The sequence below is a fragment of the Pseudomonas sp. Fl5BN2 genome (assembly GCF_009908205.1).
Lineage (GTDB): Bacteria > Pseudomonadota > Gammaproteobacteria > Pseudomonadales > Pseudomonadaceae > Aquipseudomonas.
Map to the genome: position 1 here is coordinate 201076 of NZ_JAAARL010000002.1, position 26263 is coordinate 227338.

Sequence of the window (26263 nt, forward strand, 5' to 3'; positions counted from 1 at the left end):
GGCTCTTTTTGTTCAATACCACCCGATCAGCGCAAGGTCGGCCCCTGAAACCCCATCCACATTGCGATCTGCTCAGCCACACTAGCACCGAGCTTCTTCGAGAAGCGATCGAACGGTGACTCCTGAACAGTGAAGTCCACCACTTCCTTCTCGCCAATCACGTCTCGCGCCACCGAACTGGTATTGCCCAGACCGTCGATCAACCCCAATTGCAGCGCCTGCTCGCCTGACCACACCAACCCCGAGAACAGCTCAGGGTGATCCTTGTCCTTGAGGCGGTCGCCACGCCCCTGCTTGACGCTGGCAATGAACTGACGATGGGTAGTGTCCAGCACACTCTGCCAAAACTGAGTCTCTTCGGGCTTCTGTGGCTGGAACGGATCAAGGAACGACTTGTGCTCACCCGAGGTATAGGTTCGGCGCTCGACCCCCAGCTTTTCCATGGCCCCAACAAAACCGTAACCAGCAGCCGTCACACCAATAGAGCCCACCAGGCTCGCCTTGTCAGCGTAGATCTGGTCAGCCGCACTGGCGATATAATAGGCGCCGGACGCCCCTAGATCGGAGATAACCGCGTAGACCAGAGTGTCCTTGTGCAATGCCCGCAACCGACGAATTTCATCATATACGTAGCCAGACTGCACCGGACTGCCACCAGGACTATTGATGCGCAGGACAATACCCTTGACCTTGGGATCGTCGAAAGCAGTACGCAAACTACCAACAATATTGTCGGCACTGGCAGATTCCTTATCGGCAATCACTCCAGTGACATCGATTACAGCGGTGTAGCTACCACCACGAGTGGCATTCTTTTCCATGGTCATCAGCGGCGTGAACAGCGCCAGCGCCACAAACAGATAGACAAAGGTCAACAGCTTGAAAAAGATCCCCCAGCGACGCGAGCGACGCTGCTCCTGAACACCGGCCAGCAGAGTCTTTTCCAACAGCTTCCAGCTTTTATCATCAGCACCTTCAGCGCCCGACTTGCTTGGCGCTTTCCATTCGTCGGTCATGCCTGCTACCCCAGCAAAAACTTAATCAGCACCCTGGCTAAGCCAGGCATGCAGTTCAGGAAAATGATCAATGGACAATCGCGGCTCGAATGCCTGCAAGGCCTCAATGGATTGAGCGCCGTAGCTCACGGCAACCGAATCCATGCCAGCGTTGCGCGCCATCAACAGATCAAAGGACGAATCCCCGACCATCAATGCCTGCCGAGGCTCGACACCGCAATGAGCAAGAATTTCCTCCAGCATCAACGGATGAGGCTTGCTGGCGGTTTCATCGGCGGCCCGGGTAATATCGAAATACCCCTCCCAACCATGAGCCTTCAACACTCTATCCAGCCCCCGCCGCGCCTTGCCGGTGGCGACCGCAAGATGATAACCCTCACCCCTGAACGCTTCGAGAGACCGCGCCACCCCAGCAAACAAGGGCGAAGGCTCGGCATCAAGCGCCATGTAGTGATCGGCGTAGCGCTGACGAAAGGCAATCACTTGCTCGTCATCAATTTCTGGATACAAGGTCCGAATCGCCTCCGGCAAGCCGAGGCCAATGATGCCTTTGACGGAAAAGTCATCCCGACGCGGGAAACCGGAGCGATCGGCAGACACATGCATCGACTCGACAATCCGACCAATGGAATCCGCCAGAGTGCCGTCCCAGTCAAAGATCAGCAGCTTGTAATCAGGGTGCACTCAGGCGCTCCACGGTTTTGGCCCACATTTCATCCACCGGAGCCTGCAACTTCAACTCACCACCATCCGGCAGCGGCACCGTCAACATATAGGCATGGAGAAACAGACGCTTACCGCCCAGATCGCGAATCTCGCGAGTAAAGTCATCATCGCCGTACTTGCTGTCACCGGCGATGCAATGTCCGGCATGCAAGGTGTGCACACGAATCTGGTGAGTCCGCCCAGTTACCGGCTTGGCCTCAACCATGGTGGCGAAATCACCGAAGCGGCGCAGCACCTTGAACATCGTCAAGGCCTCCTTACCCTCCTCATTGACCTCCACCATGCGCTCACCGGAACGCAGGTTGCTCTTGAGCAGCGGCGCGCGCACCTGCTTCACCGCAGTCGTCCAGTGGCCACGGACCAAAGCCATATAACGCTTGTCCACACCATCGCCGCGCAACGCAGCGTGCAGATGGCGCAACATGCTGCGTTTTTTCGCAATCATCAGCAGGCCGGAAGTATCACGGTCAAGGCGATGCACCAGCTCCAGCTCCTTGGTATCCGGGCGCAACTGCCGAAAGGCCTCGATCACCCCGAAGTTCAAGCCGCTGCCGCCATGCACGGCAATGCCGGCCGGCTTGTTGATCACAATCAGAGCCTTATCTTCGAAGACAATCGAGGCTTCCAGGCGCTGCAACAACCCTTGGGCCAAAGGCACCGGCTCATCGCGCTCAGGCACGCGCACCGGCGGCACGCGCACCACATCACCGGCCTGCAGCTTGTACTCAGGCTTGATCCGACCCTTGTTCACTCGCACTTCGCCTTTGCGCAAAATGCGATAAATCAAGGTCTTGGGCACGCCTTTGAGCCGAGCAAGAAGGAAGTTATCAATACGTTGGCCGGCATATTCCGGCGAGACCTCAAGCAATTGAACGCCAGGGGTCGAGGGGGCAGTAGTCGTCATACCGCGAATGATAACAATTTTTTATGGATTTGAAGCACTTAATGATTGCTGCTATAGTCGCGAACGCCGCCAAAAGCGGCTGGACAGCGGAACAGCGGCAACTAGCCGGCCCTGACCAACGCAATTCATAAGGGCGCAAGGCCGTCCTACGCAGCTCTCGCTACATACCGGAAGAGTTTGACGTTGTAACAAGCGCAGGTGACATGAGGCCTGAAACCCGTAGAAAGCAGAGTGATCACTCGCCTTTTACGCAGCGATTAACGGCCAGTTCACAAAGTGCAGTCAGCGACTAACAACCCCAAGCGAAGGTTGTGGAAACAATGCCTTTAGCCATGATGCGTGACCTCCCCTTTCGGAGTTCACGGTAAATGCCAACCCGCTGCGGATTCTGCGCGCGGCAGCACCCGAATTATCAGGGATACGTGTAGGGTGGAGATGCACAACCGTCGGACTGTGTAGCATTAGGCTTTATCAAGACGCTTCATCTCGTCCACAGTTGCCGGTTGATTCCTCCTCCTGACAGACTTTTGCTTAAGCGGTGCCTTAGTCACCACAGCAAGCAGGACGCGTGAGTCGCGACTTCGTCCTTGTTACTTGGATGATTCTCGCCAGACACTCGAGTGGACAACCACTCCTGACGCACCTGACACCGACCGTGAGAAGTCGTGTGTGCCGAACGCCGTTTCCGGCAGCCCGGAAACCGACGGTACTACATGAAAAGAATGCTGATTAACGCAACTCAACCCGAAGAGTTGCGTGTTGCTCTGGTAGACGGCCAGCGCCTCTACGATCTGGACATCGAGTCCGGTGCACGCGAGCAGAAAAAGGCCAACATCTATAAAGGCCGAATCACTCGTATCGAACCTAGCCTCGAGGCTGCCTTTGTCGATTTCGGCTCTGAGCGCCACGGCTTCCTGCCCCTTAAAGAAATCTCCCGCGAATACTTCAAGAAAGCCCCCGAAGGCCGCGTCAACATTAAAGACGTCCTGAGCGAAGGCCAGGAAGTCATCGTTCAGGTCGAGAAAGAAGAGCGTGGCAACAAGGGTGCAGCCCTGACCACCTTCATCAGCCTGGCAGGTCGTTACCTGGTACTGATGCCGAACAACCCGCGTGCCGGCGGCATCTCCCGTCGCATCGAAGGCGAAGAACGCAACGAACTGCGTGAAGCCCTGAACGGCCTGGTAGCACCTGCCGACATGGGTCTGATCGTGCGCACTGCCGGCCTGGGCCGCAGCAGCGAAGAAATGCAGTGGGACCTCGACTACCTGCTGCAACTCTGGACCGCCATCAAGGAAGCGTCCCTGGATCGCTCCGCGCCATTCCTGATCTACCAGGAAAGCAACGTGATCATCCGCGCGATCCGCGACTACCTGCGCCAGGACATCGGCGAAGTGCTGATCGACAGCGTTGAAGCCCAGGACGAAGCCCTGACCTTCATCCGCCAGGTGATGCCGCAGTACGCCAGCAAGATCAAGCTCTACGAAGACAGCGTTCCGCTGTTCAACCGTTTCCAGATCGAAAGCCAGATCGAGACCGCTTTCCAGCGTGTGGTCGAACTGCCTTCCGGCGGCTCCATCGTCATCGACCCGACCGAAGCCCTGGTGTCCATCGACATCAACTCGGCGCGCGCCACCAAAGGCAGCGACATCGAGGAAACCGCTCTGCAGACCAACCTGGAAGCAGCGGAAGAAATCGCTCGCCAACTGCGTCTGCGGGACATCGGTGGCCTGATCGTCATCGACTTCATCGACATGACCCCAGCCAAGAACCAGCGCGCCGTGGAAGAGAAAGTCCGCGAATGCCTGGAAGCCGACCGCGCTCGCGTGCAGATCGGCCGCATTTCGCGCTTCGGCTTGCTGGAAATGTCTCGTCAGCGCCTGCGTCCGTCCCTGGGCGAAAGCAGCGGCATCGTCTGCCCTCGCTGCAACGGCACCGGCATCATCCGGGACGTCGAGTCGCTGTCCCTGGCGATCCTGCGCCTGATCGAAGAAGAAGCCCTGAAAGACCGCACCGCCGAAGTCCGCGCCCAAGTTCCGATTCCGGTTGCAGCCTTCCTGCTTAACGAAAAACGCAACTCGATCACCAAGATCGAACTGCGTACCCGTGCTCGCATCGTCATTCTGCCGAACGACCACCTCGAAACTCCGCACTTCGAAGTTCAGCGTCTGCGCGATGACAGCCCGGAAGCCAGCACCAACCAGTCCAGCTACGAAATCGCTGCTGCCGCTGCCGAGACCGAGGAAGTTCAGCCTGTCGCCGCTACCCGCACCCTGGTTCGCCAGGAAGCGGCAGTGAAGACCGCACCGGCCCGCGCCAATGCACCAGTACCAACCGAAGCGCCTGCTCCAGTAGCCGCCCCAGCTCCGGTTATTGCTGAGCCAAGCCTGTTCAAAGGCCTGGTGAAGTCCCTGGTCAGCCTGTTCGCCACCAAGGAAGAGCCAGCGGCTCCAGTTGTGGTCGAAAAGCCAGTGACCGAGCGCGCACCTCGCAGCAATGAAGAACAACGTCGCAATGGCCGCCAACAGAGCCGCAACCGTAACGGTCGCCGCGATGAAGAGCGTAAGCCACGCGAAGAACGTGCTCCGCGTGAAGAACGCGCACCACGGGAAGAGCGCCAGCCACGTGAAGCTCGCGAAGCCCGTGAAGAAGTTCAAAGCGTAGCCCGCGAAGAGCGTGCACCACGTGCACCGCGTGAAGAACGTCAACCACGTGCCCCTCGTGAAGATCGCAAGCCACGCGGTGAGCGTGAAGAGCGCGTTCGCGAACTGCGTGAGCCTCTGGATGCCGCTCCAGCTGCAGCCGCCGCTACCGCAGCAGTTGCTGTTGCCGAAGAACGTCCGGCTCGCCAGCCTCGTGAAGAGCGCCAGCCGCGTCCGCCACGTGAAGAGCGTCAACCACGTGCCGAGCAGGCTCAAGCCGCAGACATCAGCGAAGAAGAAGCTCTGCCGAACGAAGAGCAATTGCAGGAAGATGGCCAGGACAACGCCGAAGGCGAACGTCCACGTCGTCGCTCCCGCGGCCAGCGTCGTCGCAGCAACCGTCGCGAGCGTCAGCGTGATGCCAACGGCAATGAGATCGAAGGCTCGGAAGAAAACGCCGAAGAGCCAAGCAGCGCCGATCTGGCCACAGGCCTGGCGGCTACCACTAGCGTTGCCAGCATCGCCAACACTGCAGCCGAAGCGCACCAGCAAGCCGAACGCGCTACCGCTACCGCTGCAGAGCAGGCTCCAGAAGCGCCTGCAGTCGAAGCTACAACACCGGTGGAAGCAGCTGCTGCCCCGGCAATCGAGGTCGCTCCAGTTGTTGAAGAGCCCGCCCAGGTTGAAGCTGCTGCCGAACCAGCGGTAGTTGTCGAAGCTCAGCCAGTGGTTGCCGAACAGCCTGCAGAACCTGCGGTTCAAGCACCAGTCGCTGAAGAAAAAACCAGCGCGCCGACTCAGGAAGCTCCAGCCCCTGCTGCTGAGCCTGTAGCAGTCGAGCAACCTGTGGTTGCCCAGCAGCCAGCTCAGGTTGAAGAACCTGCTCCGGTTGTAGCCCCTGTAGTTGCCGAAGCTCCAGCTCCGGTGGTCGAGGCGGCTCCGGCCAGTGCCCTGACCAGCAACGGCCGTGCACCTAACGACCCACGTGAAGTGCGTCGTCGCAAGCGTGAAGCCGAGCGCCTGCAGAAGGAAGCCGAACTAGCTGCCGCTGCCGCCCCGGTGGCCGCTGTGGTCGCTGCCGAGCCCGCTCCGGTAGAAGCACCAGTGGTCGTCGAGGCCGCTCCTGCTCCTGTCGAAGTGGCTGAAGCTGCACCAACCGCAGAGCCTGTGGCAGAGCAACCGGCCCCAGTGGTCGAGGCTCCACACGCTGTCGAGCACGCAGTTGAGCACGCAGTACACACCGAGGAAGAACAGCACGAGCCTAAACCTCTCGCCTGATTCCATCGGCCAATGAAAAAGCCCCGCCCGGGTAACCGGGCGGGGCTTTTTTTATCTCTGTACGATTCAACGATCCCGATAGATCAATGCCTGGGGCAGGTCCACATCCCATACCACGCCCGGATCCGTCACCGGCACCTCGATCACGCTCCCCGAAGCGAACAGGAGCCTGGCACCGCGATCACCGGACAAGCCTTGCAACGCTGCACCATAGGCCCGGCCGAACCCCACCGGATGCCCCAGATCAGCACCCAGCCGTGGCACGCTGATACCGTCCTCGGTTAGCGCCTCGATCACCTGCCTCACCGTAGAGGGCAAGATAAAGGGCATATCTCCCAGCAACACCAGCCAGCCATCGGCATCGGCACAAGCAGCGACCGCCGCCGCCAGGCTATGCCCCATCCCGGCAGAATCCAGCAACAACACCTGGCAGCCGTAGGCCCGCGCCAGATCCGCCACCTGCGGTCGATCCGCAGTGGTTACCAGCACTCGCCGAAGCACTTGCGCAGGCAGATTGACCAGCACCTGTTCCAATACAGAACGCACCACGCCATCACGCCCTCGACAAGGTGCCAGCAACTTGTCCTGATCAGCCCCCGCCGCCTGGCGATAACGACGGCCCTGCCCTGCCGCCAGAATGACTGCACTTGGCGCTGGGCTCACGTCGTAGCCTCGCCGACTCGCAGCAGCGACTTCTTTTGCAAGAGCTCAACGCCATTCTTGATCGCTACGATTTCTGCCATCAGCGACAACGCGATCTCCGCCGGCGTATGACTGCCGATATGCAGGCCAACCGGCCCGTGCAAACGCTCAATGGCTTGCTCCGACAAACCCAGCAGAGCCAGATGGCCTCGGCGCTTGCGAGTGTTGGCCCGAGACCCCAGGGCTCCGACATAAAACGCCCGGGAATCGAGCGCCGTCAGCAGGGCCATGTCATCCAGACGCGGATCATGGGTCAAGGCGACCACAGCAGTACGCTCGTCAGGCTCGATACTCAACACCGCATCGTCAGGCATGCCGGCAACAAATCGGCCATCCCGGTCGTCCCAGCCGTGAACAAACTCCTGTCGCGGGTCGCAGACCAATACCTCGAAATCCAGCAAGCGAGCCATTTGCGCCACATACCGGGACAACTGCCCCGCGCCGATCAGCAGCAGACGCCAGCGCGGCCCGTAAATCGCCCGCAAGGTAAGTCCGTCAAACGCCAGTTCATCGGTCTTGCTTGCCGCCTTGAGCTGTACCTCACCACTGCTCAGGCTTAACTCCCGAGCCACGATCTGATGCGCCTCGCAACGCTCCAGCAACTCAGCAACCCAACCCGGATCGCCGACCGGCTCTTCAGTCAGGCGCAAAGTACCACCGCATGGCAGACCGAAACGCGCCGCCTCCTCCAGGGTCACGCCATAGGTCACCAACTGCACTGGTGGCCCAGCCCCGAGCAAGCGCTCACGTCCCTGGCGCGTAATCAGGTCGTCCTCGATACAACCGCCAGACACCGAGCCGATCACCACCCCATCATCGCGCAAGGCCAGCATGGCTCCCGGTGGGCGGGGTGCACTGCCCCAAGTCTGAACCACGGTATAAAGCACCACCGCCCGCCCGGCACGGCGCCATTCCAGGACACTGCGCAGGACATTCAGGTCGACGCTGTCCATCAGGCGCTCCCCTGCCGCCAGCCCTGCAGCTGGTAGCGCACCGGCAGGTTGCGAATACGCTTGCCGGTAGCCGCGAAGATCGCGTTGCACAGCGCCGGCGCAATGGGCGGCACGCCAGGCTCACCGACACCGCCCAACGGCACATCCCCTGGTGGCGTGACCAGATGCACCTGCACCTGTTTCGGCGCCAGGGACATGCGCGCCACTTCATACATATGGAAGTTGTCCTGCTGGACCTTGCCGTCCTTGAAGCTGATTTCCCCCAGCACCGCATTGCCCAAGCCCATGACGCAGGCACCCTCGAACTGCGAGCGGATACGTTCGGGGTTGATCTGCGGACCACAATCCACGGCGATATCGGCCTGGTGCACGATCAACGTGCCATCTTCCTTGACCTCCACCTCGATCACCGCCGCTACATAGGTCACGAAACTGTAATGCACCGCCAGCCCCAGACCTCGCCCCTTGGCCAGAGAGCGCCCCCAACCGGCAGCCTTGGCCGCGGTTTCGAGCACCGCGCGCAGACGCCCGGTATCGATGGGATAGCGCTCGGGGGATTCACCGTAGTTCCACTCTTCGCTCAAGGTTCGCGGATCAATCTGACGATCCGCCCCCAACAACTTGAGCTGGTACTGCAACGAGTCCTGGCCGGCTTTATGAGCCAGTTCATCGACAAAGCTCTGGATGGCGAAGCCATGGGGAATGTTCGACACCGAACGGTACCAACCGACCCGGGTATGAGCGACGGCCTCAGGATTCTCCAGGCGCACGTTGGGAATCGCATAGGCCATGTTGGTGAAGCCCATCCCCAGTTCGAAGGCGCCCTCATGGTTCATCCCCGGGGCGAACAACGCGGTGATACTCGGCGCCACGGTGCGATGCAGCCACGCCACTGGCATGCCGTCCTTGTTCAGCCCGGCCTTGAGGTACTCCGCCGACACCGTATGAAAGTAGGAGTTGTGGATATCGTCTTCCCGGGTCCATTGCACCCGCACCGCCTTGCCGGGAAACGCCTTGGCCAGGATCGCCGCCTCAAGAATGAAGTCCGGCTTGGATTTGCGACCAAAGCCACCACCCAACAAGGTGACATTCACAGTGACCTGCTCAAAGCCTATTCCCAGCCTCTCGGCAATCCGCTCACGGGTAACCTGAGGCGCCTGACTCGGCGCCCAGACCTCACATCGCCCCCCCTCGAAGCGGGCCACGGCGACCATCGGCTCCATCGGTGCCTGGGCCAGGTGCGGCAGGTAATAGGTCGCCTCCAGGCTGCTCTCAGCACTCCCCAGAGCCTCATCGAGACTTCCGGTGCTGCGCACCACCTTGCCCGGTTTTTGCGCCGCCGCCTCCAGCGCCTTGCGGTACTCAATGGAGTTGTAACCGGCATTGACCCCGTCGTCCCACTCGATCAGCAACGCATCGCGGCCCTTGATCGCCGCCCAGGTATTGCTCGCCACCACGGCCACGCCGCCCAGGGGCTGGAACTCGGAAGGCAGAGGACGACTGTCAATGGGCATGACCTTGATCACCCCCGGAACCTTCAGCGCCGCACTGTCATCGACGGACTTGACCGTGCCGCCATAAACCCGGGGACGGGCCACTGCCGCGAACAGCATGCCGTCAAAATGCACATCCGCGCCGTACACCGCGCGCCCATTGACGATGTCCTGCCCATCAATCGCGCGGGCGGCCTCCTTGCCGATATAGCGAAACTCCGCAGGCTGCTTCAGTCGCAAGCTGTCTTGCGCCGGGACTGCCAAAGCCCCTGCTGCAACGGCCAGGGCGCCATAACCCAGCTCACGCCCCGTGGGCTGGTGAACAACCTTGTGCAACTGCGCCCGGCATTCCGCCAGCGGTACCTGCCACTGTTCGGCGGCCGCCTGCTCCAACATCGCCCGCGCCGCAGCACCGCAACGGCGCATGGGTTCATACCAGTGGCGCATGCTGCGGGAGCCGTCGGTGTCCTGGTTGCCAAAACGCACCTCGTCCCCCGGTGCCTGGCTGACCTTGACCAGCGCCCAGTCAGCGTCCAGTTCGTCGGCCACCACCATGCTCAGGCTGGTGCGCACGCCCTGGCCCATTTCCGAGCGATTGCAGACCACAGTCACGCTGCCGTCAGCGGCGATGCTCACATAAACCTTGGGATCATCGACCCAACCATGGGGCATGCCATCGGCACCGAACTTCTTGTCCTCGGCGAATGCGTCCTGCCACCCCCAACTGGCCGCCAGCACCAGGGCCCCGGTGGCGCCCACGCCTTTGAGAAAGCCCCGACGACTCAGGTTGCCGAGGGCAAAATCACTCGGTAAACGGTTCATGCCTTGGCCTCCTGCAGATGGCTGGACGCCCGGCGGATCGCAGTCTTGATCCGGTTGTAGGTACCGCAGCGACAGATATTGCCAAGCATCGCTTCTTCGATCTGCTCGTCGCTGGGATTGGGGTGAGTCTTGAGCAAGGCAGTGGCGGACATGATCTGCCCGCCCTGGCAGTAACCGCACTGGGCCACCGCCGTATCGAGCCACGCCTGTTGCACCACCTGCCCCACCGGATCGGTGTGCAGGTTGTCGATGGTGCTGACGTTCTTGCCCTGCACCGAGCCGATCGGGGTGATGCAGCTGCGTGCCGGGGAACCGTCGATGTGGATTGTGCAGGCACCGCACAGGCCCATGCCGCAGCCGAACTTGGTGCCGTTGTAGCCCGCCACGTCGCGGATTACCCACAACAGCGGCATGTCCTCGGTAACGTCCAGTGGATGATCTTGACCGTTGAGCTTCAGGGTAATCATGGGCACGCCCGCATTCTGTGAGGTGATGGGGTCAAGCCATCTGCCGCGCAATACCGCGGCTGCGGTGCACGCAGATCGGCTCAGGCTAATCAGGCTCTCTTATGAAGGCTGGGCTTCACTGGGCCTTTGAGAAGAACAAACATTGCATTCTTGGCTTGCTAAGTTAAGCCGCAATTAACAAAAAAGCCTTGCCCGAACGTCAGCCGGGCAAGGCTCTTGATGATTCCTGAAAGCGCTATCAGCGGACCATGCCTAATAAAGGTTGGGCTCCATCTCCAGCTCGACGCCGAACCGCTCGGCGATATCCCGCTGAATCCGCCGTGCCAGTTCAAGCAGTTGCAAACCAGTGGCCGTGCCGTAGTTGACCAGCACCAAGGATTGCAGGCGATGGACCCCGGCATCCGCGTCACGGAAACCCTTCCAGCCTGCCTGCTCGATCAACCAGCCGGCAGCCAGCTTCACTCGTCCGTCGGCTTGGGGATAACCCACCAGCCCCGGGTGCGACTGCTTGATCTGCGCTGCCAACACTGCCGATACCACCGGATTCTTGAAGAAACTGCCGGCATTGCCGAGCACCGCTGGGTCCGGCAGTTTTTCGCTGCGGATACCACAGATCGCCCGACTGACGTCGCTGGCGGTAGGTCGCTCGATGCCCTGCTCGCTCAGGCGCTGACGCACCGGACCGTATTCAAGGCGCAGGTGATCGACACGGTTCAGGGCAAAACGTACCCGCAGGATCAGCCAGCGACCTGCCTGGTGCTTGAACAGGCTGTCACGGTAAGCGAACTGGCACTGCGCCAGATCGAAGTCCCGCAATTCACCGGTCTGCCGGTCAAGGGCGGTCAAGCCAGCGAACACGTCCTTGATCTCGACCCCATAGGCACCGATGTTCTGCATCGGCGCAGCGCCGACCGTACCGGGGATCAAGCTGAGGTTCTCCAACCCGGACAAGCCCTGCTCGAGGGTCCACTGGACAAAGGGATGCCAGGTCTCACCGGCCTCGGCCTCCACCACCACCCGCTGCCCGTCATCACTGAGCAGGCGAATGCCACGGCTGGCCATGCGCAACACCAGGGCCTGGATATCCGCCGTCAGCAGCAGGTTGCTGCCACCGCCGATCACCAGCAGCGGCAACTGCTGCTCGGCACAATAGGCCAGCGCCTCACGCACGTCGTCATCGTTGTGAGCCTGAGCGAACAACCGAGCTCTGACCTCGACCCCGAAGCTGTTGAACGGCTTGAGGGACACATCGGACTGAAGGTGCAGGGTCATAACCGCCCCTTCAATTCGATCACCAGCCGATCACAGGCGCTCTCGATCAAATCCAGTACCTGCTCGAAGCCCTGCTCACCGTCGTAATAGGGATCCGGGACCTCGTCCAACGGCGCCTCGTAGCGGCGCAGGAACAGATCCAGTTCGGCCTTGCCCCGGGCTGGCTGCAAGGCCTTGAGATTACGCAGGTTGCTCTGGTCCATGGCGAAGATCAGGTCATAGCGCGCAAAATCGGCACTGCTGACCTGCTGCGCCCGTTGCGCCGAGAGGTCGTAACCACGCTGCAACGCCGCATGCTGGCTGCGCGTATCCGGCGCCTTGCCGACATGCCAGTCGCTGGTGCCGGCAGACGCCACCTGGACCTGGTCAGCAAGGCCAGCATCACGCAACTTGCGGCGTAGCACGCCTTCAGCGGTGGGTGAACGACAGATATTGCCCAGGCAGACGAACAGAACCTGCATCAGGCCTCCAGCAAGCGCCGAACGCGCTCAAGGTCTTCGGCGGTATCAACGCCCGTGGGCGGTGCTTCCAGGGCATCGGCAACGTGAATCCGCACGCCGTGCCACAAGGCACGCAACTGCTCCAGAGACTCGGTGTTTTCCAGCCAGCACGGGCCCCAACTGACGAAGTCATGGAGAAAGCCGGCGCGGTAGGCGTAGATGCCGATATGACGGCGATAAGGCACGCCTTGCGGCAGCTCGTCACGACGCTTGGCAAAGGCATCCCGTGCCCAGGGCAAGGTGGCGCGACTAAAGGTCAGCGCCAGGCCGTTGAGATCACTGACCACCTTGACCACGTTCGGATTGAACAGGGTCTCTACATCCTCGATCGGCTCGGCCAGGGTGGCCATGCGCGCCTCGGTGTGCGCCGCCAGGTTGGCCGCCACCTGATCGATCACAGCCGGCGGGATCAACGGTTCGTCGCCCTGGACATTGACCACGATTGCATCCGCGGCCAGGCCGAGCTTGCCGGCGACTTCCGCCAAGCGGTCGGTACCGGAGTTGTGATCTTCCCGGGTCAGTACTGCCTCAGCACCAAAACCCTGGCAAGCCTCGACGATGCGCTGGTCATCGGTGGCCACCACTACCCGCTCGGCGCTGCTCTTGCAGGCCTGCTCCCAGACCCACTGGATCATCGGCTTGCCGGCGATCAGCTGCAGGGGCTTGCCCGGCAGGCGGGTAGAGGCAAAACGCGCCGGGATGACCACGGTAAAGGCGTTGCTCATTTGTCCAGACGCTCTTCGGTGGTCAGGGTGCGGGCCTCGGTTTCCAGCATCACCGGGATGCCATCACGAATCGGATAGGCCAGGCCGGCGCCCTTGCTGATCAGCTCGGTCTTGTCGGCGCTGAGTTTGAGGGGACCTTTGCAGATCGGGCAAGCAAGGATGTCGAGCAGTTTGGTGTCCATGAGGATTCCCTGAATAGAAGCGTATTAAGGCAATAGACGATCAGGCAGCAGGCGCATCAACTGGGTATCGAACCAGGCGATGAAGGCCGGTGACGGCACCGCGTCGACCGCCAGGTACCACCAGTCGGCCGCCGCGAAAGCACGGCACTTGACCGCATCTTTCTCGGTCATGACCAACGGCAATGACGGGGTGAAAGCCAAGGCCTGCGCACTGTATTGGGCGTGATCGGCAAATGCATGGGGGACAGGCCGCCAGTGTAGCGTTTCGAGGGTATTGAAGAAACGCTGAGGGTTGCCGATACCGGCCACCGCATGCAGCGCCTGCCCTGGAGCAAAGTGTTGCACCGGGTAGCGCTCGCCGGTCTGTAGATTGACCAGCGCCGAAGGCTTGAGGTGAAAGGCGAAACCGTCGGCGCGATCATCGGCGGCGCCGTTGTACAGCAGCGCATCGACGCTTTGCAGGCGCTCCACCGGCTCACGCAGGGGACCGGCAGGCAGGCAGCGACGATTGCCCAGACCGCGGGCGGCATCGATCAGCACCAGCTCCAGGTCACGGGCCAGGCGGTAATGCTGCAGACCATCGTCAGAGAGAATCAGGTCCAGCCGCTCGGCAGCCAACAGGGCCTGCACTGCGCGACTGCGATCCGGGTCGATCATCAAGGGCACACCGCAGCGCTGGACAATCAGCAGCGGCTCGTCGCCGGCCACCTCGGCAGCGTCTTCGGCGCCAACCCGCCAAGGCAGCTGTGGCGGCTTGGCACCGTAGCCCCGACTGACCACCCCGACCCGCAGGCCAAGGCGCTGGCAGTGCTCTACCAGCCACAGGATCAACGGCGTCTTGCCGGTGCCACCGACAGTGATATTGCCCACAACAATCAATGGCACCGGTGGTTGATAGATCTCCCCTTCGCCGGCCAGGAAACGTTGGCGCTTGCCCACCACTACGCGGCGGTACAGCCATTCCAGGGGCTGCAGCAATTTCAGCGCGGGATGGCCGTTGTACCAGGCGGCGAGCAGACGATCGGAAAGTGCCATCAGGGTGCCGCAGCCGCCTCGACGGTGGTCATGCGCAGGTGGCTGAAGCCGAGCTTGCCGGCCGCATCCATGGCAGTGATCACCGCTTGATGTTGAGTCTTGCCATCGGCACTGATGGACAGCGGCAGGTTGGTGTCGCCTGCGGACTCCTTCTGTAGCGCATCGATCAGGGTTGTCAGATCGTTCTTGGGCAGCACCTGATTGTTCACCGAGAACACCCCGTCGGCGCTGATGGCGATGTCCAGTTGCTTGACCTGCTGGTCTTCGGCCGGCGAGCCACTGACCGCTTCCGGCAGGTCGACACGCAACTCGGTCTCCCGGGTGAAGGTGGTGGTCACGACAAAAAACAGCAGCAGGATAAACACCACGTCAATCAGTGACGCAAGGTTGATGTCCACGGTTTCCCGGGGTTTGCGCCGAAATTTCACGCTTTGCCCTCAGCCAGGTCGACATCACGGTCGCCCTGGATCACTTCCACCAGCTTGATCGCTTCCTGCTCCATGCCCACCACCAGCTCATCGACCCGACGCTGCAGGAAGCGATGGAAGAACACCGAAGGAATCCCCACCATCAGGCCCGCAGCGGTGGTGATCAAAGCCTTGGAAATACCACCGGCCAGCACATGGGCGTTAGTGGTCATGCCCGAGCCCATGAACGAGCTGAAGATATCGATCATGCCCAACACGGTGCCCAGCAGGCCCAACAAAGGAGCCATGGCGGCGATGGTGCCGAGGGCGTTGAGGTAGCGCTCCAGTTCGTGAATGACTCGGGCCGCGGCCTCTTCGATGCATTCCTTCATGATCTCGCGACCATGCTTGGAGTTGGCCAGCCCTGCCGCCAGGATCTCACCCAAGGGCGAGTCGGCGCGCAGAGCCTTGAGCTTTTCCTTGTCGAGCTGCTTGTCCTTGATCCAGCGCCAGACCTGGCCCAGCAGATGGGGCGGGGTGACACGGCTGGCCCGCAAGGTCCACAAACGCTCAGCAATGATGCCTACAGCCGCGATGGAACTCAGAATGATCGGCAACATCATCCAGCCGCCAGATTTGACCAATTCCCACACAGTGACAGTCCCCTCGAAAAAGTGCGCCACTCTAACATAGGGGCTGGACGCACCGAAGACCGTGATGTCGCATGTTCACGGGGTTTAATAACTCTCGGTTATTTAAGGTATTGCTGGTGACTCGCGCCAGAAACGCCGCTGCGCCCGCAGGCTTTCAGGTGGAGCGAAAGTGCCCAGTTGCAGCTTCAGTGCGCCGTGCTCGGCGCTGTCATAAATCGCTACACCCAGCCGTTGGTAGCGTGCCAACACTTGGGCATGAGGGTGGCCAAAGGCGTTGCCCTGCCCCCGGGAGATCAGTACCGCCGCCGGCATCAGGCGCTGGAGCAAGGCCACGGATGACGAGGTGCGACTGCCATGATGGGGCGCCTGCAACCAGTGAGTGTGAAGCGCCAGCGGGCTATCGAGCAAAGCCCGCTCGGCACGGGCATCGATATCGCCGGTGAGCAACAGGCGTTCACCGCCCGCCTCGACCTGCAATACACAGGAGGCCTGGTTGCCGTCCGTGGCGGCCGACCATTGCCATTGGGTGAAGTTAACGCCGTTCCATCGCCAGCTCAGGCCGGACTCGCAAGCAACCGACTGCAGGGAGACGGGCAACCCCTCGGGCTCGCCGCTGCGCACCTGGGCCACCGGCATGCCCCGCTGGACCGCCAGCGCACCACCGGCGTGATCATTATCAGCATGGCTGAGCAACATCAGGTCCAAACGCTTGATTCCGAGCCGATGCAGGGTCGGTAGCACCACCCGCTCCCCCAGGTCGAAATCGGCGACCCGTGCACCGACGTCATACAGCATCGCGTGATCACGGGTACGCAGGATGAACGACAGCCCCTGCCCCACATCCAGCTGCCAGACCTCCACCTCGCCGTGGGGCACCCGGTGCTGCGGCGGCCAGACCGCCAGCAACAACAGCGGCCAGCCCAGGACCCGCAGCGGTATCCCTTTGGGCAGTAGCAACAACAACGCGCCCAAGGTACTGAGGCCCCATAACCAAAGGGGAATCAGCGGCGCCACCCAGGCCGGCCACAACCCGGCGATCCACCCCAACAAGCGGAACAACAGATCCAGCAGCCCACCGGCCAGCCATAACAACCCTTCACCTACATAAGGTACAGGCAGCAACAAACAGCCCAGCAAAGCCGGCGGCAGGACCAGCAGACTGATCCAGGGCACAGCCAGCAGGTTGGCCAGCGGCCCACTGAGGCTGATAGGCAAGCCAAGGGCCAGCAGCGGCGGCAACAGGCCAATGGCAATCAGCCATTGGGCTCGGGTCCAGCTCTGCCACCAGCGCCAGGTACCCAGGCGACCGGCGAAGGTGAAAATCAGGATCGCCACGGCCGCAAAGGACAGCCAGAACCCGGGCTGCAAGCTGGCTAGGGGCTCGAACAGCAGCACTGCGTTCAGCGCCAGCAACCAGGGCCACCATGCCCCCAGATGACGGAAGCGTAAACGCCAGAACAGTACCAGGGCGACCATCATGCAGGCACGTTGCACCGGCACCTCAAACCCCGCCAACAGGCCATAACCCAGCGCCCCGAGAAAGGCCAGGGCACAGGCCCAGGGCAGCCACGGCCAGCGCTGGGGCCAGGCACCATAACGGGCCAGCCCGGCCACCCCGAGGTAGATCACGCCGGCCAACAGGCTGATGTGTTGCCCGGAAATCACCATCAGATGGACAGTGCCGGTGTCCTGCAACAACTGCCATTCTTCCCGCGTCAGCCCTGAACCATCGCCCATCACCAGCGCCGCCAGACCACCGGCCCGACCGTGGGCCTCTACCCCGAGCACTCGCTGACGCAACCCGTCGCGCCAGGCCTGAGCAGCCGGCGCCAACAATTGCCCATCCTTGACCGTACCGGTAGCACCGATGCGCCGGGCCAGTAGCCAGGCCTGGTAATCAAAGCCGTGAATATTCAACAGTCCCGCCGGGCGCCGGAGCTTGACTGCCAACCGCCAGCGCTCACCGCTGCTGACTGCCGGGCCGCCGTGCCAGGCCAGACGAATCAGCCGCGGCAGACGCTCGCGCCGGGACTGGGAATCTTGCAGCTCGAAACGCACCACACCCGTTCCCCGCTCCGGCAAGCCGCTGACCCGCCCCTCCAGCCAGCGGGTTTGCGCGTCCAGGCGCACAGGTAAACGATCGTCCAGTGCCCATTGCGCGGACACACAAGCCCAAGTGAAACCGAAGAGAAAAAATGCCACTGGATGTGTACGAAACGGCAGCAGCATCAGTGCCAGTATCGCCATCAGCAGCAACAGCCAGCCCGGCGGCAATACCGGCAGAAAACCCAGTGCCAGCAGCCCCGCAGCCAGCGCCAGCATTCCTGTACGCATCAGCCAGCCCATCCTTGGCAGTCCCTACTCTTGGCTTAGCCGAGAATGCGCGGGGCGGCTTTATCATTTGTCACAATGTCTGAATTTTCGCCGACTAGAATCCGGTCATAATCGCGGCCTGACCCGACCGAGAAGCCTTATGCCCCGGCGCTTATTCAAACGCTACATGCCAGATCCGACCAGCATCCGGGAACACAAGTCCTTACGCTTTCTCGGCACTCTGCTGCATGACGCCAACCTCTGGCACCTCAATCGGCATTCGGTGGCCCGAGCCATGGCCATAGGCCTGTTCGCCGCCTTTATCCCGATCCCGATGCAGATGCTGCTGGCGGCAGTTCTGGCCATCTGGCTGCGCGGCAATATGCCCATCAGCGTCAGCCTGGTCTGGCTGACCAACCCTATCACCATGCCGCCGGTGTTCTTCTGCACCTATCAACTGGGCGCCTGGATGATGAATGTACCGCCACGCAGCCTGCCCGACGAGCTGACCTGGGAATGGATCAGCAGCCAGCTCAGCACCCTGTGGCAGCCCTTCCTCCTCGGCTCGGTAGTGGCTGGACTGGTGCTGGGGGCCATCGCCTATTGCCTGACCATGCTGTATTGGCGCTGGTGGGTAGGACGCCAATGGCACAGACGCAAGCAAAAGCGCCAGTAACCAACGAAAACGGCCTCCCAAGGGAGGCCGTTTTCATCACTCGGCGAAACGGTTTACTGACGCATGCCACGCCCGCTGACCAACAGCCGGGCACATCCGAGATACAGCACGACAGTGGCCACCAGCATGAAGGTAATGGCCACGCTGATCTTGATGTCCGAGACCCCCAGGATGCCGAAACGGAAGGCGTTGACCATGTGTAGCACCGGGTTGGCCAGGGACACCGTCTGCCAGAACGGCGGCAGCAGGGTGATCGAGTAGAACACCCCGCCCAGGTACGTCAGAGGCGTCAGCACGAAGGTCGGGATGATCGAGATATCGTCGAAGTTGCGCGCAAACACCGCGTTGATAAACCCCAGCAGCGAGAAGATCGTCGCCGTCAGCACCACCACCAGTACAGTCACGCCCAGGTGATGCACCTGCAGCGAAGTGAAGAACAGCGACAGCAGGGTCACGATGACCCCCACCATCAGACCCCGCAGGACCCCGCCCAGGGTGTAGCCGACAAGAATGGTGTGAGGCGACACCGGCGATACCATCAACTCCTCGATGGAGCGCTGGAACTTGCTGCCAAAAAAACTCGATACCACGTTGCCGTAGGAGTTGGTGATCACCGACATCATGATCAAGCCCGGCACGATGTACTCCATATAGGTGAAACCACCCATATCGCCGATCTGCCGACCGATCAGGTTACCGAAGATGACGAAGTACAGGACCATGGTGATAGCCGGAGGCAGCAGGGTCTGCGGCCAGATCCGGGTAAAACGTCGGACCTCGCGATAAACGATCGTGTTCAAGGCCACCAGGTTGGGTTGCAGCTCGGAACTCATACCGCCACCTTCGACAGATTCTTCTCCACCAGGGACACGAACAGCTCCTCAAGTCGGTTGGTTTTGTTACGCAGGCTCAAGACCTCGATGTTCAGCAAGGCCAGCTGGCCGAACAGCGCGGTAATACCCACGGCTTTGTCCACCTGGACTTCCAGGGTGTGGCTGTCCACCAGTCGATTCGGGTAGCCCACCAGTTGTGGCGCCACGCTCATGTCGTGCTTGAGGTCGAGAAGGAAGGTCTCCACATGCAGCTGGCTCAGCAACTGGCGCATGCTGGTGTTCTCGACAATGGTGCCGTGATCGATGATGCCGATGTTGCGGCACAGTTGCTCAGCCTCTTCCAGATAGTGGGTGGTGAGGATGATGGTGATGCCTTTCTGGTTGAGCTCGGTGAGGAAGGTCCACATCGAACGACGCAGCTCGATGTCGACCCCGGCGGTGGGCTCGTCGAGGATCAGCAGACGCGGCTCGTGAACCAGCGCGCGGGCAATCATCAGTCGGCGCTTCATCCCGCCGGACAGGGAGCGCGACGGCACATCGCGCTTGTCCCACAGGCCGAGCTGGGTCAGGTACTGCTCGGCCCGCTCCTTGGCGATTTTCGCCGGAATGCCGTAGTAGCCGGCCTGGGTCACGACGATGTCGAAGGTTTTCTCAAACTGGTTGAAGTTGAACTCCTGCGGCACCACGCCGATACAGCGCTTGAGCGCCGCCGGCTGACGATCCAGGTCGTGGCCGAAGATATTCACGCTGCCGCTGGTCTTGTTCACCAGGGTCGAGAGAATGCCGATGGTGGTGGATTTACCCGCCCCGTTAGGGCCGAGCAAGGCGAAGAAGTCACCTTCGGCGACGTCCAGATCGATACCACTCAGGGCCTGGAAACCGTTGCCGTAGGTTTTGGTTAGCTGCCGGATGGACAGAGCGGAACTCATATCGGATTTACGCACCAAGAAGGGGGAGTTTTATAAGTAAGGGCAGCCCGGCTGGATTGCAACGACGCTGGACGCACGCCATGTTGCGTGCCGACGCCGTGCAAGTACAGTCACGCGTGTTGATAGTGGGTATTAAGTCAACGCGGTCATCACCGCCTGGCGATAGGCCGGACGTTGTTTCAGACGCAGGTACCAAGCCTCCAGATGCGGCAGCGACGGTCGCTCGATGGGCATCTCGAACCAAGCGTAGATGAAACTGCCCAAGGGAATATCACCGACACCGATTTCCGTTCCCGACAGATAAGGTTGCTCGGCCAGCGCCTGATCAACCCGAGACAGCAGGTCGCTGCAAATGGCTTTGGCGGCGTTGATCTGCTCCCAGTCCTGCTGCGGCGCCGGGGTGCGCAACACGCCCCAGAACAGTTGCCGGAAAGGTTCGGCGAATGTCGAGGTGGTCCAGTCCATCCACTTCTCGGCACTGGCCCGAACCTGCACATCGGCGGGATACCAGTGAGTGTTCGCGGCATGCCGGGCTGCCAGGTAACGCACGATGGTGTTGGATTCCCAGAGGACGAAACCTTCGTCTTCAATCAGCGGGATACGCCCGTTGGGGTTCAGCGCCCGGTACTCCGGGGTATCCACCACACCGAAGGCACCACCGGCGTCCAGGGACTGGTAGACCAGCCCCAGCTCCTCAGCGCACCAGAGTGCCTTCCTGACATTCGACGAGTTCTTGCGACCCCAGATCTTCAGCATGACCATCCCTCAGTAATGAATGCCGGGGCAGTCTACGCCTGATCAGCCACGACTCAAATCGCCGTGCATATCCCCCAATGAGCCAGTCAACGGCTCGCCGAACAGGTGCGGATAGCATTTTTCCAGGTGGGCAAAGAAGAAGTTTTCCGGCACATCGGCGAACTGCCCGTGGTCCACCAGATACTCCATCGATTGCTCACCCTGGCGGTTGAAGGGATGAAAAACGCTGTCCTGCACGCCATCAAAATCCAACGGCGCCACATCGAACAACTCGCACAGGCTCTGATTGAACGCCGGAGTGGCCTTGACCCAGCGTCCTTGCAAGAACATCTCGGTATAGCCGTGCATGGCGAACACATCACTTCGCAGCAATTCCAGCAGACGTGGCGTCGACAGATGATTGCGTACGTCTGCCAGGCCGATGCGCGCCGGAATCCCGCAGTGCCGGGCACAGCCGGCCAGCAATGTGGCCTTGGGCACGCAATAGCTTTCGCCGCTGGCCAGAGCATGGCTGCCCCGCAGGGTCTCGGGATCGCGATTGAAGGAGTAGAAGTTGTAGCGCACGGCTTCGCGCACTGCGTAATAGAGGCTCACCGCTTGCTGCACCGGGTCACGGTCCGCACCGCGATGAGATTCGGCGAACTCCACCACCGCCGGGTGGTCACTATCGATGAAGCGGCTGGGACGCAGATACTCGAGCATGGGCATAACCTCCGAGTGAAGCCTGGAGTCTAGCGAGGCACCCGGCCCAGAGATAACGACGTTTCGGCCAAAGATCATGGCCTGCTTGATCAAACGAACCGGGCTTGAAACGCCTGGCCCACCCACAAAGGCTAGCGCTGCACCCACAGCGCCCTGATCACCCGCTTTGTCGGAGGCCGACTAAGCTCTGAGGTGATTTGGACCCCTGGCTTCATGGAGGATTGAATATGCTGTTGTTGTGGATACTGGTTCTGCTGGTTGGCGTTGCCTATCTGGCGCACCGTCGCATCTCTCCCCTGCCCGCCATGGGCGCAGTCGCTGTGTACCTGCTGGCCATGGGCGCGTTCAACCATGCTCCCGGCTGGCTGCTACTGGTTTTCTGGGTACTGCTGGCAGCGGTTGTCGCCCCTCTGCTGCTGCCCGACCTGCGGCGTAAATACTTCAGCGCACCGTTGTTCAGCTGGTTTCAAAAGGTCTTGCCGCCAATGTCGCAAACCGAGCGCGATGCCATCGATGCCGGCACGGTCTGGTGGGACGGCGAACTGTTCAGCGGTCGTCCGGACTGGAACACCTTGCTGGCCTACCCCAAGGCTCAGTTGACTGCAGAAGAGCAGGCCTTTATCGACGGCCCCGCCGAAGAACTCTGCGCCATGGTCAGCGACTGGCAGATCGGCCAGCACATGGACCTGCCAGCCCAAGCCTGGGCGCACATCAAGGAACATGGCTTCTTTGCCCTGATCATTCCCAAGGAATTCGGCGGCAAGGGTTTCTCCGCCTACGCCCACTCTCAGGTGGCGATGAAACTGGCCACCCGCAGCGGCGACCTGGCGTCCACCGTGATGGTGCCCAACTCTCTCGGCCCGGCAGAACTGCTGTTGCATTACGGCACCGATGAGCAGCGCAATCACTACCTGCCGCGCCTGGCCCGAGGTGACGACATCCCCTGTTTTGCCCTCACCGGCCCACTGGCCGGCTCCGATGCCGGGGCCATGCCCGACACCGGGATCATCTGCAAAGGCCAATGGCAGGGTGAAGAAACCATCGGCCTGCGCCTGAACTGGGAAAAGCGCTACATCACCCTGGGGCCGGTAGCGACCTTGCTCGGCCTGGCCTTCAAGGCTCACGATCCGGACCATCTGCTGGGCGATCAGGAAGACCTGGGCATCAGTCTGGCACTGATTCCCACCGATACTCCCGGGGTGGAAATCGGCCGTCGCCACCTGCCCCTGGGCGCCGCCTTCATGAACGGCCCGAACTCCGGCAAGGACGTGTTCATTCCCCTGGACTTCCTTATCGGTGGCCAGGAGATGCTCGGCAAGGGCTGGATGATGCTGATGAACTGCCTGTCGGTGGGCCGCTCGATCTCGCTGCCCGCCGTGGGTACCGGCGCCGCCAAGTTCACCAGCCTGGTGACCGGCCAATACGCTCAGGTACGGGAACAGTTCAATGTGCCACTGGCCGCCTTCGAAGGAATCCAGGAAGCTCTGGCCCGCATCGGCGGCAACGCCTGGCTGATGGACAGTGCGCGCATGCTCACCGCCAATGCCGTGGACCTGGGGGAAAAACCCTCGGTGCTGTCGGCGATCCTCAAATACCACCTCACCGAGCGTGGCCGCGAATGCATCAGCCACGCCATGGACGTGCACGGCGGCAAGGGCATCATCATGGGGCCCAACAACTATCTGGGCCGCAGTTGGCAGGGAGCGCCGATCTTCATCACCGTGGAAGGCGCCAACATTCTCTCGCGCAACCTGATGATTTTCGGCCAGGGGGCGATCCGCTGCCATCCGTTCGTACTCAAGGAAATGGCCCTGGCCGGACGCGAAGACCATGCGCAGGCACTGCAAGAGTTCGACTCCCTGCTGCTCAAGCACATCGGTTTTGCCGTGAGCAATGCCGCCAGCACCCTGGTGCTGAACCTCGGTCTCGGCCACTTCGAACACGCCCCTGGCGACAAGATCAGCCAGGGTTATTTCCGTGCGCTGAACCGTCAGGCGGCGGCCTTCGCCCTATTGGCCGATCTGTCCATGATGCTCCTGGGAGGCGAACTGAAACGTCGCGAACGCCTGTCCGCACGCCTGGGCGACGTGCTCAGCCACCTGTACCTGGCCTCGGCGGCACTCAAGCGCTATCACGATCTCGACTCCCCGGAATACCTGCATCCCCTGCTGGCCTGGGCCATGGAAGAAAGCCTCGGCCATTCCGAGCGCGCCCTGGATGAATTGCTCAACAACTTCCCCAATCGCGTCTTCGGCTGCCTGCTGCGAGTGCTGGTGTTCCCCTTCGGCCGTCGCCATACAGGCCCCTCGGACCAGTTGGATGCCGAAGTGGCGGCGATCATCGGTCGCGCCCAGGGCGATCCGGCGCTGGAAGCGGTACTTGCCGGTTGCTACCGCCCACAATCCACAGACGACCCGGTGGGCGCCCTGCAACACGCCTGCAACCTGCTGAGTGCAGCCCAGCCACAGCAGAAGAAACTCCACGAAGCGCTGAAAAGTGGCCAGGTCAAACCAGCTGCTGGCGAATCGGCCATCGACGCAGCACTGGAGGCCGGTGTGCTGCAGGCGGCCGAGGCACAAACCTTGCGCGAAGCCGAAGCGGCGCGGCGCAAAGTCATCGATGTGGATGACTTCGCCAAGGAACAACTGACCTTGAGCGAGGGCAAGACCCGCTAGGCGGGCGCCCTCGCGGCAGGTCGATTATGAAACCGGGCGCGGGAGCTATATACTCCCGCGCCCGTTTTGCTCTTGAGGACCCTGTCATGTCCAACGTCGTCGCCGATCACCTCGTCCTCCTGGACCACCTGCGCAGCATCCTGGTAGCCGTGGGAGAAGCCGAACAGGTTCCCGAAGAAAGCCACGCCCTGTTCCTGGAACGTTTCGATGAACTGCGTGCGTCGCTGCCGATCGACCCGATCGAAAGCCAGTACCTGGGCCAGGACCTGCTGTGCCAGATCATCCAGCGCTATCCGCAGATCGCTCACCTGGTGCCTCGCGACCTGTTGTGGTACTTCGCCGGTGACTGCCTGCACTACATGCCCGATGATGAGATCGACCTGTACCAAGCCCTGGAAGAGCGTCGCTTCGAAGCCGAGCAGAACGACGAACCCTTTGACTGGAACCAGGAAAAGCAGCTGCTGGCACTCTCCGCCCAAGACAGCAAGCACTGATAGCTGCGCCTGCCGCAGCCAAGGCCCGTCCGGTTTGACCGACGGGCCTTTTTTTGTGCCGGGCTTTCGCTGGCAAGCCTGCGCCTACGGAGCGCGCTCCGCTTTGCCCGGCCGATTCAGGGTTGGCTCCCTGGCCAGGCATTCCACCAGGTAGTCGATGAACACCCGTAGTTTCGGCGGCAGGTAGCGGGTCGGCGAATGCAATAACCAGGCGCCGCCGTGGTAGGACGCCAGGAAGGTCCACTCCGGCAGCACCTGCTCGATCAACCCCTGCTCCAAGGCATGACGTGCGGTGAAATACGGCAGGCTGCCAATGCCCAGATGCTGCAGCACCGCATCCAGGCGCACCCCGGTGTGGTTGGCGGCATAACGCCCGCGCACACCGACCGTCACCGCCTTGCTGCCCTGGGTGAATTTCCAGCGCGCATCGCTGGAGGTTTCCCCCAGGTAGATGCAACTGTGCTGGCGCAGATCCTGAGGGTGAACGGGCGTGCCATGCTCCGCCAGGTACTGCGGCGTGGCGCAAAGCAGGTGATCGATGCGCAACAACTGACGACCGATCAACCCCGGCGGCGGACGATCGGTGATGCGAATCGCCAGGTCGACATTGTCATCAATCAGGTCGACATCGCGGTCCTCATGCAGCAACTCCACATCCACCTTCGGGTAGCGCCGAAGAAACTCCGGCATGTGCGGGTGCACCACGAAACGCCCCACCGCCTTGGGTACACTGACCCGTACCACGCCTTCGGCCTCATGGGTGAACTGGCCACTGATCTCCATCACCGAACGGGCGGCGCTGACCATCTCGCTGCAGCGCTTGAAAACCTCCTCGCCGCCATCGCTCAAACGCAGCTTGCGGGTGGTGCGCTGCAGCAGACGCGTGGCCAGGGCCTTCTCCAGGCGCGAGATGCTGCGACTCACCGCCGACGGTGACGAGCCCAACTGGCGCGCAGCCTCGGAGAAGCTGCCGGTCTCCACGACCCTGACGAAGATCGCCATTTCCGCCAGCAAAGGCAGGGATAGATTTATGCTCATGACGCAATAGTCCATTGAGTTTCGAACGGATTATCACGCAATTATCCAACCCGCATAATAAAAAAACACTTCG

The 26263-nt window shown here is 61.5% G+C and carries 24 protein-coding genes; 4 read left to right on the top strand and 20 right to left on the bottom strand.

The window, feature by feature from the left end:
• Positions 1 to 26: 26 nt before the first annotated feature.
• The 3 genes from sppA to rluC are packed head-to-tail and all read right to left on the bottom strand — an operon-like array spanning position 27 to position 2646.
• Complete coding sequence (gene sppA, locus GV819_RS03265; RefSeq protein ID WP_161753456.1) at positions 27 to 1016, bottom strand: signal peptide peptidase SppA; 990 nt, start codon at positions 1014 to 1016, stop codon at positions 27 to 29.
• A gap of 21 nt (positions 1017 to 1037) precedes the next feature.
• Positions 1038 to 1700 carry an HAD-IA family hydrolase gene (locus tag GV819_RS03270; RefSeq protein WP_161753458.1) on the bottom strand — a complete coding sequence of 221 codons (663 nt, stop codon included), beginning with the start codon at positions 1698 to 1700 and terminating at the stop codon, positions 1038 to 1040.
• Complete coding sequence (gene rluC / locus GV819_RS03275) at positions 1690 to 2646, bottom strand: 23S rRNA pseudouridine(955/2504/2580) synthase RluC (RefSeq protein ID WP_161753460.1); 957 nt, start codon at positions 2644 to 2646, stop codon at positions 1690 to 1692. Before rluC ends, GV819_RS03270 begins: the two co-directional genes overlap by 11 nt.
• Before the next feature lie 713 nt (positions 2647 to 3359).
• Here rluC and rne point away from each other — a divergent pair.
• Positions 3360 to 6563, top strand: a complete 3204-nt coding sequence (gene rne / locus GV819_RS03280) for a ribonuclease E (RefSeq protein WP_161753462.1) — start codon at positions 3360 to 3362, stop codon at positions 6561 to 6563.
• 66 nt (positions 6564 to 6629) lie between these two features.
• On the opposite strand, the gene GV819_RS03285 is transcribed toward rne, so the two are convergent.
• The 12 genes from GV819_RS03285 to GV819_RS03340 form a co-directional block, all read right to left on the bottom strand.
• Complete coding sequence (locus GV819_RS03285) at positions 6630 to 7226, bottom strand: nucleotidyltransferase family protein (RefSeq protein WP_161753464.1); 597 nt, start codon at positions 7224 to 7226, stop codon at positions 6630 to 6632.
• Positions 7223 to 8218: an XdhC family protein gene (locus tag GV819_RS03290; RefSeq protein ID WP_161753466.1), complete on the bottom strand. Its 996-nt coding sequence runs from the start codon at positions 8216 to 8218 to the stop codon at positions 7223 to 7225. The genes GV819_RS03285 and GV819_RS03290 overlap by 4 nt, the downstream gene beginning before the upstream one ends.
• Positions 8218 to 10533, bottom strand: coding sequence for a xanthine dehydrogenase family protein molybdopterin-binding subunit (locus GV819_RS03295; protein WP_161753467.1), 2316 nt, complete (start codon positions 10531 to 10533; stop codon positions 8218 to 8220). Before GV819_RS03295 ends, GV819_RS03290 begins: the two co-directional genes overlap by 1 nt.
• A complete protein-coding gene (locus tag GV819_RS03300) occupies positions 10530 to 11000 on the bottom strand; it encodes a (2Fe-2S)-binding protein (protein WP_161753469.1) in 471 nt (156 codons plus the stop codon). Before GV819_RS03300 ends, GV819_RS03295 begins: the two co-directional genes overlap by 4 nt.
• 252 nt (positions 11001 to 11252) lie before the next feature.
• The gene (gene murB, locus GV819_RS03305) at positions 11253 to 12272 is read right to left on the bottom strand and encodes a UDP-N-acetylmuramate dehydrogenase (RefSeq protein WP_161753471.1); all 1020 of its coding nucleotides are present in this window, start codon (positions 12270 to 12272) and stop codon (positions 11253 to 11255) included.
• Positions 12269 to 12733 (bottom strand): low molecular weight protein-tyrosine-phosphatase, encoded by a 465-nt coding sequence (locus GV819_RS03310; RefSeq protein WP_161753473.1) that lies wholly within the window; start codon positions 12731 to 12733, stop codon positions 12269 to 12271. The genes murB and GV819_RS03310 overlap by 4 nt, the downstream gene beginning before the upstream one ends.
• Entirely contained in the window at positions 12733 to 13497 is a 765-nt protein-coding gene (gene kdsB, locus GV819_RS03315) for a 3-deoxy-manno-octulosonate cytidylyltransferase (protein WP_161753475.1), read from the bottom strand. Before kdsB ends, GV819_RS03310 begins: the two co-directional genes overlap by 1 nt.
• Positions 13494 to 13679: a Trm112 family protein gene (locus tag GV819_RS03320; RefSeq protein ID WP_161753477.1), complete on the bottom strand. Its 186-nt coding sequence runs from the start codon at positions 13677 to 13679 to the stop codon at positions 13494 to 13496. The genes kdsB and GV819_RS03320 overlap by 4 nt, the downstream gene beginning before the upstream one ends.
• A gap of 24 nt (positions 13680 to 13703) precedes the next feature.
• Complete coding sequence (lpxK, locus tag GV819_RS03325) at positions 13704 to 14714, bottom strand: tetraacyldisaccharide 4'-kinase (RefSeq protein WP_161753479.1); 1011 nt, start codon at positions 14712 to 14714, stop codon at positions 13704 to 13706.
• Positions 14714 to 15142, bottom strand: a complete 429-nt coding sequence (locus tag GV819_RS03330) for an ExbD/TolR family protein (RefSeq protein WP_161753481.1) — start codon at positions 15140 to 15142, stop codon at positions 14714 to 14716. Before GV819_RS03330 ends, lpxK begins: the two co-directional genes overlap by 1 nt.
• Positions 15139 to 15774: a MotA/TolQ/ExbB proton channel family protein gene (locus GV819_RS03335; protein WP_368668862.1), complete on the bottom strand. Its 636-nt coding sequence runs from the start codon at positions 15772 to 15774 to the stop codon at positions 15139 to 15141. The genes GV819_RS03330 and GV819_RS03335 overlap by 4 nt, the downstream gene beginning before the upstream one ends.
• 102 nt (positions 15775 to 15876) lie before the next feature.
• A complete protein-coding gene (locus GV819_RS03340; protein ID WP_161753485.1) occupies positions 15877 to 18108 on the bottom strand; it encodes a DNA internalization-related competence protein ComEC/Rec2 in 2232 nt (743 codons plus the stop codon).
• A 139-nt stretch (positions 18109 to 18247) separates the two neighbouring features.
• Here GV819_RS03340 and GV819_RS03345 point away from each other — a divergent pair, with 139 nt between their 5' ends.
• Positions 18248 to 18763 (top strand): DUF2062 domain-containing protein, encoded by a 516-nt coding sequence (locus tag GV819_RS03345; protein ID WP_161753487.1) that lies wholly within the window; start codon positions 18248 to 18250, stop codon positions 18761 to 18763.
• A 53-nt stretch (positions 18764 to 18816) separates the two neighbouring features.
• Here the strand turns inward: GV819_RS03345 and GV819_RS03350 are convergent, their stop codons facing one another.
• The 4 genes from GV819_RS03350 to GV819_RS03365 form a co-directional block, all read right to left on the bottom strand.
• The gene (locus GV819_RS03350) at positions 18817 to 19596 is read right to left on the bottom strand and encodes an ABC transporter permease (protein WP_161753489.1); all 780 of its coding nucleotides are present in this window, start codon (positions 19594 to 19596) and stop codon (positions 18817 to 18819) included.
• The gene (locus GV819_RS03355; RefSeq protein WP_161753491.1) at positions 19593 to 20525 is read right to left on the bottom strand and encodes an ABC transporter ATP-binding protein; all 933 of its coding nucleotides are present in this window, start codon (positions 20523 to 20525) and stop codon (positions 19593 to 19595) included. Before GV819_RS03355 ends, GV819_RS03350 begins: the two co-directional genes overlap by 4 nt.
• A 132-nt stretch (positions 20526 to 20657) precedes the next feature.
• Complete coding sequence (locus GV819_RS03360) at positions 20658 to 21281, bottom strand: glutathione S-transferase family protein (protein ID WP_161753493.1); 624 nt, start codon at positions 21279 to 21281, stop codon at positions 20658 to 20660.
• Between the two features lie 42 nt (positions 21282 to 21323).
• Entirely contained in the window at positions 21324 to 21983 is a 660-nt protein-coding gene (locus GV819_RS03365) for a transglutaminase-like domain-containing protein (protein WP_161753495.1), read from the bottom strand.
• Between the two features lie 227 nt (positions 21984 to 22210).
• Between GV819_RS03365 and GV819_RS03370 the strand changes: the two genes are divergently transcribed.
• Positions 22211 to 24658: an acyl-CoA dehydrogenase gene (locus GV819_RS03370; protein WP_161753497.1), complete on the top strand. Its 2448-nt coding sequence runs from the start codon at positions 22211 to 22213 to the stop codon at positions 24656 to 24658.
• Positions 24659 to 24744: 86 nt separating this feature from the next.
• A complete protein-coding gene (locus GV819_RS03375) occupies positions 24745 to 25152 on the top strand; it encodes a PA2817 family protein (protein ID WP_161753499.1) in 408 nt (135 codons plus the stop codon).
• Positions 25153 to 25236: 84 nt separating this feature from the next.
• Here the strand turns inward: GV819_RS03375 and GV819_RS03380 are convergent, their stop codons facing one another.
• A complete protein-coding gene (locus tag GV819_RS03380; protein WP_161753501.1) occupies positions 25237 to 26190 on the bottom strand; it encodes a LysR family transcriptional regulator in 954 nt (317 codons plus the stop codon).
• Positions 26191 to 26263 lie beyond the last annotated feature (73 nt).